We start from the raw sequence: 9,759 nt of genomic DNA, 5'->3' as shown, positions 1-9,759 counted from the left end.
TTCCTTTTGGAAGGTTCTTTTTTTATTTTAATTTCATATATTTTGATTTTCTTTCAAAAATAGAGTATCATAGTATAGTAATATATAATTGGAGGTTTGAGAATGTTTTATTTAGAAGATGAAAAAACATTAGTACTTACTAGTGAAAATAAAAAAGACATATTAAACGCATTAAAATTGATTAATAAAATTTCAGACAATAAAAGTATTAAAGTTGCATACATAAAAATTTTAGAGAAAGTTTTAGTATTTAATAAAGCAATAGAAACATATTATCATTCACAAAAGCCTGGATATAATGAAGTTTATCAGGAGAGATTAGATAACCTTGATAATAGCGCAGATGAATTTAGACGTATTAAAGCTGATTTAAAACCTAACTTTGATGAAATAATTGTTGATAATGATTTAGTTAAAGAATTCAATATTATATTGTCTAGAATTGAAAGTAGAACTTCTATTCTCTTTGAAGATGAAAAAGAGTATAGTTTTAATAATTATCTAGTTACTTTAATCAATAACAAGAAACTTGATGAATTTATATGGTTAAATACATTGTATAACATCTACAAAGATGGTAAGAGTTTAAATAATATTGTTCAGGATTATCAAAAATTAAGTGATATTGAATTCTCAGATCTTTATAAGATTTATCTTTTTGTAACTGATTATAATATTAATAAATTGTTATTAAAAAATGAATCTCAAATCATTAATAATGAGTATCTTGAAGATTTTGAATCATTCTTTAATTATATGTATGAGTTGATAGACGATCTGAGAACTTTCGTGGCTAAAGATGATAAAAAGAATATACTTAGTTTTTCAACAAAAATAGAAAGCTATACTAATATTAACACACCTACTAAAGAAGAATTTTTAGAATGTGTTTATAAAGTATTTAATTTCTTGAGAGCTTTATATGAAAATGATAATGCAAAATTACTATTATCTAATATATATCCTATCCTAGTAAAATCTTTCTTCGCACCATTGAGAAATGATGATAAGATTAAATATGATTATAATCAAGAGTTTATCTATGCTTTAGAGTACACGCAAATTATAATAGAAGTAATGGACGAAAAGCATGAGTAATATTTTTTCTGTTAAGGATTTTTATTGTGTTTATAACGACTATGACATTTCAAATAGATCTAAGGAATTAAGCCTATTATATCTTCCATTATTAGGAAATGATGCTGTAAGTTTATATAATTTCTTAGGAAACAAAATGCTTAGTGATAAAAATCTTTCAAAGAATTATTTACATTATGATATATTGGATAATTTAGCTCTATCTAATCATAAGTTTATTGTAGCAAGAAAAAAATTAGAAGCAATTGGACTACTTAAAACCTTTTATATTGATAATAATGGTGTAGGTCAATTTGTTTATAAAATTAAGCAAGCTTTAAGTTTTTCGGATTTCTTTAATACACCTGTTTTAGCTCAATTATTAGAGAACACTTTAGGTGCAGCGGAATATAAAGAGTTGAGTAATTACTATTCCTTAGATAAGGTAAGTTTTAGGAGCTTTGAAGATATTACTTCTAAGTTTTCTGATGTGTTCCGTTTAGAAAACTTAAATGATTTTGGATTTGATTATTTAGAAAAAAAAGTTTCTTCTGGTCCCAATTTTGATGAATTTTATTTTGATTTTGATAAGCTAAATTATTATTTAGCAAATAGTTATCTAACTGATGTTATCTCAAATGAAGAAACAAAGAATAAGATTTTAGGTTTAGCGCATATTTACAAAATGGATCCTCAAGATATGTCTAAGGCAATTGAAAAATCAGTTGAAATTACTAATGGAGCTAGTGAAATTAATATAAAAGTTTTAACAGATTATATAGTACAATTAAATGTTAATGTAAGAAAACAAGAAGTACCTACATTAGAACGTATGGTAAATAAAAATTTAGCTAATATTGAGGAAGAGAAACTTACTGAGGAAGAATTATTTATTAAAGAAGTAGATAATACTAACTTTATAACATTTCTTAACAAACAAAAAGGTATTGTAGTTTCTAATATTGATGCAAAGAATATTGGTGAATTACAAAGTAAATATAATTTCCCTACTGGAGTATTAAATATTTTATTAGAATACTCTATTAATCAAACAGGAAATAATTCAATACCACATATAAATTATATTGATAAGATAGCTAGTTCTTGGAGTGCACAAAAACTTTTAGGTGCAAAGGATGCAATTGATTTTGTACGAAATAATAGAAATTATAAGAAAAATATTGATACATCGAATAAAAAGATGTCTAAGCAACAAAAGAGCTATTCAAACAACAAAAAAGGAAACTATGCACCGTTTCCTGAGTATCTTCAAAATCGCCAAAGTAATTTTAATGTTACGAAGAAAAAAGAGGATCGTGTTGTAACTAAAGAAGATGAAGATGCATATAATAAAATGATGCAAGAATTGAATAATAAGAGGGATATGTAGTGAAAAAATTATCAAATATAGTCGCTAGCAATACTCAAGATTCATTTAAGAAATTTATATCGGAAAAAGTTTTAAATGACTCTGAAATTGTTAAGTTTATTCGTGACAATAATTTTACAAAAAATGATATAGAAAATAATCTTGAAAAGTTTTATCAATTTTATATTTCGAAAGATAAACTACTAAATATAGAACATAAGCCTAAGTTAATTTTTAGTAATGAAGAAGTTAATATATTATACGAAGAGACTGAAGAATACAAGCAAAAAGTAGCCAGTTTGAAAACTTCTAATAAGGTAAAGACAGAGTTTATACCAAAAAGAGTTTTAACATACACTTTTGAAAATTTATCTAGGAGTAGAGAAAAGGGAATTTTAGCGACAGAAATTATTAAAATTTGTAGAAATATATTAAATGGCCAATCTTCAAGAGGTGTATATGTATATGGACCAACAGGTACAGGAAAAACCTATTTAATGGGTTCTATATACAATTATTTTAAACAAAATGGAAAAGAACCAACTATCTTATATTATCCAGAATTTATTAGAAAGATAAAATCTAAAATAAGTGATAATAGTTATGATTTATATATAGATTTAGTGAGAGATGAAGAGATACTTATAATTGATGATATTGGTGCGGAAAATATTACTGAATTCATTCGTGACGAAGTATTAGGTCCAATTATTAATCATCGAGAAGCAGAAAAGTTACCTACATTCTTTTCATCTAATTTAAGTATAGATGACTTAAGTGAATTGTTATCTAATGGGCGAACAACAGTGGATAGAACAAAGGCATTAAGAATAGTTGAAAGAATACATTCTTTATGTTCATCACATTTCTTAGATGGTGAAAACGAGAGAGAATATTATAATTAAAATAAACCAAGTATTTATAAAATTTTATGTTTATAAATGCTTGGTTATTTTTTTGGTAAAAAATTCAAAAAAATTCATTTTTTTTTAGAAATTAGTGGAAAAAAGTGGGGAAATGTGGTAAATTATAAAAGTAAGGTGGTGAGAAGTAGTGTTTATTGGTCAATATAATAATAAAATGGATGCCAAAGGAAGGCTTAGTATTCCAATAAAGTTCAGAGATGAACTAGGTGAAAAATTTATTATTACAAGAGGTTTGGACTCTTGTTTATTTGGCTATTCACTACAAGAGTGGCAAAAGGTGGAAAGTAAGATAAAATCACTACCTATCACTAAGAAAAATGCTCGTACTTTCCAACGTTTCTTCTTTTCTGGAGCCACTGAAGTTGAAATAGATAAACAAGGGAGAATTAATATTCCAAACGCATTAATAGAACACGCTTTTTTAGATAAAGAGTGTGTTGTAAATGGTTTATCAAATAGAATAGAGATTTGGGATAAGAATCGCTGGGAAGATTTACTTGTTGAAAGTGAAGCTAGCGTAGAAGAAATAGCAGAAGAATTAGAAGATTTTGATTTTTAGGATGGATGAAAATGTTTAAACATTATAGTGTATTATTAAATGAAGCTGTAGAAGGCTTAAATATAAAAGAAGATGGTATTTATGTAGATTGTACCTTAGGAGGAGCAGGGCATAGCTTAGAGATTTTAAAACGTTTAAAAACTGGTAAACTATATGCTTTCGATCAAGACAATGTAGCATTAGAAAATGCCAAACAAAAATTAGCTGAGTACAGTGATAAAGTTGTCTTTATTAAATCTAACTTTGTTAATTTAAAAGAAAAATTAGCAGAGTATGGTGTTCATGAAGTTGATGGTGTATTATATGATTTAGGAGTATCATCACCTCAATTAGATACACCTGAAAGAGGTTTTAGTTATAATTATGATACTAAATTAGATATGAGAATGGATACTGATGCAAAAATCAGTGCCTATGAAGTAGTTAATGAATACAGTTATCATGATTTGGTTAAAATATTTTATCGTTACGGAGAAGAAAATTTTTCAAAACAAATTGCGAGAAATATTGAGAAAAAACGAGAACAAAAACCTATTGAAACTACTTTTGAATTAGTAGAAATTATTAAAGATTCCATCCCTGCTGCAAAAAGAAGAACTGGAGGACATCCAGCTAAAAGAGTATTCCAAGCTATTCGTATTGCGGTGAACAATGAATTATCAGTATTTGAAGATTCACTTGAACAAGCGATTGAAATTGTTAGTGTAGGAGGAAGAATATCTGTTATTACATTTCATTCTTTAGAAGATAGAATTTGTAAACAAATATTTAATTCATATGCAAAGACAAAAGATATTCCCAAAAATTTACCAATTATGCCAGAAGAAAGTTTGTCTAAATTAAAAGTAATTACAAGAAAACCTATATATCCTAGTGATATTGAATTAGAAGAAAATAATAGGTCTAGAAGTGCCAAATTAAGAGTGGCAGAAGTTCAGACAAAATAGAGGGGAGGAAAGTTTAAATGGCAACACTAAAGGTATATAGTAGAGAATACGGAGTAAGAAAAGTACAAGAAAAAGTTAAATTTAACTTTTTAGAAAAAACAGCATATGCAGTTTTTGTAGGAGTTATTTTACTTGCTAACGTAGTTATGTTAAACTATAAAGGAGAGATTTATTCACTACGAAGTGCTCAACAAAAAAATGATATTGTAATATCAGAAAAACAAAAAAATAACAATGAACAAAAAGTTATGATAAACAATCTGTCATCTTACGAAAGAGTTAAAAAAATTGCTGAGACAGTAGGAATGAAAACTCAAAAAGATAGTATAAAGGTAGTGAGATAATTGATAAAACTTTTTAAGAAAATATTAACTTTAAAGTTTTTGGAAGATAGAAGAAGTTTAGAAAGAAAAGATTATATCTCTCGAGAAAGAACAAAAATTGTATTTTTTCTAATTTTTGTTTTTTTCTTTGTATGGATATTAATCTTAAATATTGGACAAATGATGCTAATAGGGACTGTTAGGGGCCATAATTTGACAGAATTAGCAGATAAAAAATATAAAATTGACAGTAGTTTACAACCAAATCGTGGGAAAATCTTCGATAGAAATGGGAATATACTGGCAGATAATATTGAATCTTACAAGATAGTTGCAGTAGTATCAGATAAAGCAACTGAAGATGATACAAATCCACGTCATGTTATTGATGTAGATAAAACTGCAGATGAATTATCTAAATTTATCAAATTAGATAGAAGTAAAATAAAAGAAATACTTAATAAAAAAGGTGTATATCAAGTTGAATTTGGAACAGCTGGTAAAGATATTAGTGTTGAAGATAAGAAAAAAATAGAAGAGCTAAAACTTCCTGGAATAGAATTTATAGCAACGACAAAAAGATATTATCCTAATGGAAGTATGTTAGGAAACTTTTTAGGCTTCGCACAAAATTCACCTGATAGTGATTTAATTACCGGTCGATTAGGTGTTGAAAAAACATTTGATTACTATTTAAGAGGTAAGGAAGGTCATATTACTTATGCTAAAGACGCATGGGGGAAAGTAGTTTCTAATATACCTAAAGTAGAGATTAAACCTGTTGATGGTGCGGATATCTATTTAACTATTGATAAAAATATTCAAGGATTTATTGATAATACTTTGAAAGATATTCATGAAAAATATGAACCAGAAAGTGCATTTGCGATAGTAATTAGTCCTAAAACAGGAGAAATACTAGGCTTAGGACAAACTCCAGCATTTAATCCAAATACTCAAGAAAATCTTTCAAGCGCTTGGTCAAATATATTTTATAATTCAGCCTATGAACCTGGTTCAACTTTAAAAACTTTTACTATGTCAATAATGGTTGAAAATAAAATTTATAATCCAGAAGCCTACTATAGATCTGGTTCATACAAAGTAGATGATGCTACTATTTTTGACTGGAATAAAACTGGATGGGGAACAATAACTCAACGTCATGGATTCCAACAATCTTCAAATACATTGATGTTAACACTTTTAAATGAATTAGGGACTGAAAAACTAAAAAGTGGTTTAGAAAGTTTTGGATTTGGAAGAAGTACGAATTCACTTTATGGAAATGAAGCAACAGGAGATTTAGTATTTAATAACAAAGTATCTGCTTCGACTACTGTATTTGGTCAAGGTAGTACAGTTACGGCAATGCAGATGGTTCAAGCAGAGACGGCAATTTTGAATGATGGTCAAATGCTAGCACCGTATTTCTTACAGCGAGTTCATGATAAAACATTGAATAAAGATGTTAATATTGGAAAGAAAACAGTAGTTGGAAATCCAATATCAAAACAAACAGCAGATATAATGAAAGAAGAACTATACGGAGTTGTTAATGGATCTTGGGCACAAGGTGGTAAGCGATATGCCGTGGATAACTACAGTACGTCTGGTAAAACTGGAACCGCTGAGGTAGTAGATCCTAAGACAGGGACATATTATAAGAGTCCATTTAAAGTAATGCACTCATTTATCGGATATGCACCTAGTGAAGATCCACAGGTGATTTTATATGTAGGTATGAAATTACCAACGAAACAGCTAGGTGCTAGTAGTGCATACGGAGCCTCTGAGATTTTTAAACCGATAATGGAAAATACATTAAATTACTTAAATGTAAAAAAATCAAATGATAGTGATACTGTAAAAAGTTATCAAATGGAAAATGTTGTAGGCGAGAACGTTAATTCAACAGTACTAAAATTACAACAAAAAACCAAAAATATCATAACAATTGGCTCTGGTAATAATATTATTGGACAATATCCTTCGGCTGATAATGTAATAAAACAAGATGAAAGAGTATTTCTGTTAGTTTCGGATAATAATATAGTATTACCTAATTTCATAGGATGGTCTAAGATTGATGTCATAAATTATGCTAAATTAGCCGGCTTAGATATTGAAACTGAAGGGAATGGGTTTGCAAAACAACAATCAATTCCTGCGCAGAGATATATAAAAAAAGGGGACAAGATAAAAATAAAATTTAGTTAGGAGAACGAAATGAGTAATTCAGATACAGTATTTGCTATATCGTTATTATTGGTAGCATTTTTTCTGACAGTGCTAATGCTACCAAGATTAATCAAATATTTACATGTTCTAAAATTTGGACAAGCAATTAGAGAAGAAGGGCCACAAAGTCATATGCATAAAAAAGGTACACCAACAATGGGAGGGATATCTTTTATAGTTTCAATAGTAATTTCACTTATTATTGCAATGATCTTGGATAGTGGAAACATTCAATATTATATTTTATTCATTTATACAACTATCTCATTTTCAATTATTGGTTATATAGATGATATGCTTATCGTAGTTAAGAAGAAAAATGATGGACTTGCTCCAAGAAAAAAATTAATGTTACAAATACTATTTTCTGTAATATTTTATATCTTAGTTACATTTATTTATAAAGATATAAATTATATACATATCCCAGGATTAGATTATAATCTTAATATTTCATATTTATATCTGATCTTCTTAGTATTTTGGCAAACAGGATTTTCTAATGCGGTTAATTTAACTGATGGCTTAGATGGTCTAGCGACAAGTGTGACAATTATTACCACTAGTACATTTGCTTTATTAGCATATAAGGAAAATAATTTTCCTGTATTAGTTTTCTGTCTGACTATAGTTGGAGCACTTTTAGGATTTTTATTATTTAATAAAAATCCAGCAAAAATCTTTATGGGGGATACTGGATCTTTAGCTTTAGGTGGAATTTTAGCTGCGATTTCAGTAATCTTACATAAGGAGATAGCATTCTTATTTATAGGTTTAGTATATATACTTGAGACTTTATCTGTAATAATTCAGGTGGCTTACTTCAAAAAAACAGGAAAAAGAATTTTCAAAATGTCACCTTTACATCATCATTTCGAATTATCTGGGTATGGTGAAGTAAAAACTGTTTATATTTTTGTAATCATAGCTATGATATCATCTGCTATAGGTTACTTTATAGGGGTTATTTAAAATGATTAATTTAAAAGATAAAAAAATATTAGTGTTAGGATTTGCAAGAAGCGGTTATTCAACTGCAAAAATCTTAAACAAACTTGGATATGATGTTACTTTAAATGCATATGATGATTTAAGTACCGATGAAAAAGCAGCTGAGTTGAGGGAATTAGGAGTTAAAGTAATTGATGGAGGTCATCCATTAGAACTTTTAGAAAATATTGATTTAATAGTAAAAAATCCAGGAATTAAATATCAAATAGAATTTTTACAAAAAGCAATTGACAAGAAAATTGATATTATAACTGAAATTGAATTAGCAAATACATTGTTTAACATTGATATGGTAGCTATTACTGGAACAAACGGTAAAACAACTACTACACAGATGACATTCGATATTCTGAAAGCTGCAAATAAAGATGTATTTTTAGCTGGTAATATTGGATATCCTTCAATTGAAATCGCATATAACCATCCAAATTCATTATTAGTTACTGAAGTTTCATCATTTCAATTACAAGGAACAAAATATTTCAAACCATCGATAGCTGTAATTACTAATCTTGGTGTTGGGCATTTAGATTATCATGGTAGTGTTGAAAATTATCACGATGCTAAAAGAAATATTTATAAAAATCAAGATAGTAATGACATCTTAATTTTGAATATTAATGAAAAAGATAAATATGATATAGAAAAAATTAATTCTAAAGTGCTATTTTATGATACAAACGAAAATATAGAAGCAGATATCTATGTAAGAGATAATATGGTTGTTTTTGAGGGTGAGGAATTATTTGATATAACTAAACTCTCACTTCCAGGTATGCATAATGTGGAAAATGCAATTAATGCTGCTGTAATATCATTTATAAAAGGTGCTGATAAAGAATCAATTCAGAATGTTCTTTATGCTTTTAGTGGAGTAAAACACAGATTACAGTTTGTAGGAGAACATAAAGGAGTAAAATTCTACAATGATTCAAAAGCTACAAATCCAGTTGCAACAACTAGAGCACTATCAGGATTTGAAAAAAATATAATACTTGTTTGTGGTGGACAAGATAGAGGAATAGATTTTAAAGAGTTAATTCCATATTTACCAAGAGTAAAATCTATGGTAGTAGTAGGTGAAAGTAAAGAGATATTATATAACTTAGCTATTGATAATAATGTTGATTGTCATAAAGCAATTAAAATTGATGATGCTACTATTTTAGCTAGTTCACTTGCAGAGAATGGTGATACAATATTATTATCACCAGCATGTGCATCGTGGGATCAATATAAGTGTTTTGAAGATCGTGGAGATGAATTTATAGCAACATTTAAGAAGATTATTCAAGAGGATTAAAAA

9 protein-coding genes are annotated in these 9,759 nt (G+C 27.8%); all 9 read left to right on the top strand.

Annotated features, from left to right (window positions below):
- Nucleotides 1–102: 102 nt before the first annotated feature.
- The 9 genes from O5Y44_RS07655 to murD all read left to right on the top strand — a co-directional run bounded on the left by O5Y44_RS07655 (nt 103) and on the right by murD (nt 9,756).
- On the top strand, nt 103–1,098 hold the full coding sequence (locus O5Y44_RS07655) for a hypothetical protein (protein WP_271966152.1): 996 nt from the start codon (nt 103–105) through the stop codon (nt 1,096–1,098).
- A complete protein-coding gene (locus O5Y44_RS07650) occupies nt 1,091–2,467 on the top strand; it encodes a DnaD domain protein (protein WP_271966151.1) in 1,377 nt (458 codons plus the stop codon). Before O5Y44_RS07655 ends, O5Y44_RS07650 begins: the two co-directional genes overlap by 8 nt.
- On the top strand, nt 2,467–3,351 hold the full coding sequence (dnaI, locus tag O5Y44_RS07645) for a primosomal protein DnaI (RefSeq protein WP_316447633.1): 885 nt from the start codon (nt 2,467–2,469) through the stop codon (nt 3,349–3,351). The genes O5Y44_RS07650 and dnaI overlap by 1 nt, the downstream gene beginning before the upstream one ends.
- A 148-nt stretch (nt 3,352–3,499) precedes the next feature.
- Nucleotides 3,500–3,931 carry a division/cell wall cluster transcriptional repressor MraZ gene (mraZ, locus tag O5Y44_RS07640; RefSeq protein ID WP_048802591.1) on the top strand — a complete coding sequence of 144 codons (432 nt, stop codon included), beginning with the start codon at nt 3,500–3,502 and terminating at the stop codon, nt 3,929–3,931.
- Between the two features lie 11 nt (nt 3,932–3,942).
- Nucleotides 3,943–4,878, top strand: a complete 936-nt coding sequence (rsmH, locus tag O5Y44_RS07635; protein ID WP_316447632.1) for a 16S rRNA (cytosine(1402)-N(4))-methyltransferase RsmH — start codon at nt 3,943–3,945, stop codon at nt 4,876–4,878.
- A 17-nt stretch (nt 4,879–4,895) separates the two neighbouring features.
- On the top strand, nt 4,896–5,222 hold the full coding sequence (locus tag O5Y44_RS07630) for a cell division protein FtsL (protein WP_316447631.1): 327 nt from the start codon (nt 4,896–4,898) through the stop codon (nt 5,220–5,222).
- Between the two features lie 192 nt (nt 5,223–5,414).
- On the top strand, nt 5,415–7,421 hold the full coding sequence (locus O5Y44_RS07625) for a penicillin-binding transpeptidase domain-containing protein (protein ID WP_271987086.1): 2,007 nt from the start codon (nt 5,415–5,417) through the stop codon (nt 7,419–7,421).
- 9 nt (nt 7,422–7,430) lie between these two features.
- Nucleotides 7,431–8,414, top strand: coding sequence for a phospho-N-acetylmuramoyl-pentapeptide-transferase (gene mraY, locus O5Y44_RS07620; RefSeq protein WP_316447630.1), 984 nt, complete (start codon nt 7,431–7,433; stop codon nt 8,412–8,414).
- A 1-nt stretch (nt 8,415) separates the two neighbouring features.
- Nucleotides 8,416–9,756, top strand: coding sequence for a UDP-N-acetylmuramoyl-L-alanine--D-glutamate ligase (gene murD, locus O5Y44_RS07615; protein WP_316447629.1), 1,341 nt, complete (start codon nt 8,416–8,418; stop codon nt 9,754–9,756).
- The last annotated feature ends 3 nt before the right edge of the window (nt 9,757–9,759 follow it).

The sequence above is a fragment of the Gemella sp. 27098_8_155 genome (assembly GCF_041433725.1).
GTDB classification, from domain to species: domain Bacteria; phylum Bacillota; class Bacilli; order Staphylococcales; family Gemellaceae; genus Gemella; species Gemella haemolysans_D.
The sequence above is the reverse complement of the archived record's forward strand: the minus strand, read 5'-3'. Positions and strand labels throughout refer to the sequence as shown.

Coding starts and splice junctions, on each gene's coding strand:
- rsmH (WP_316447632.1), top strand. CDS start 3,943: ATGTTTAAACATTATAGTGTATTATTAAATGAAGCTGTAGAAGGCTTA.
- O5Y44_RS07655 (WP_271966152.1), top strand. CDS start 103: ATGTTTTATTTAGAAGATGAAAAAACATTAGTACTTACTAGTGAAAAT.
- murD (WP_316447629.1), top strand. CDS start 8,416: ATGATTAATTTAAAAGATAAAAAAATATTAGTGTTAGGATTTGCAAGA.
- mraY (WP_316447630.1), top strand. CDS start 7,431: ATGAGTAATTCAGATACAGTATTTGCTATATCGTTATTATTGGTAGCA.
- O5Y44_RS07650 (WP_271966151.1), top strand. CDS start 1,091: ATGAGTAATATTTTTTCTGTTAAGGATTTTTATTGTGTTTATAACGAC.
- O5Y44_RS07630 (WP_316447631.1), top strand. CDS start 4,896: ATGGCAACACTAAAGGTATATAGTAGAGAATACGGAGTAAGAAAAGTA.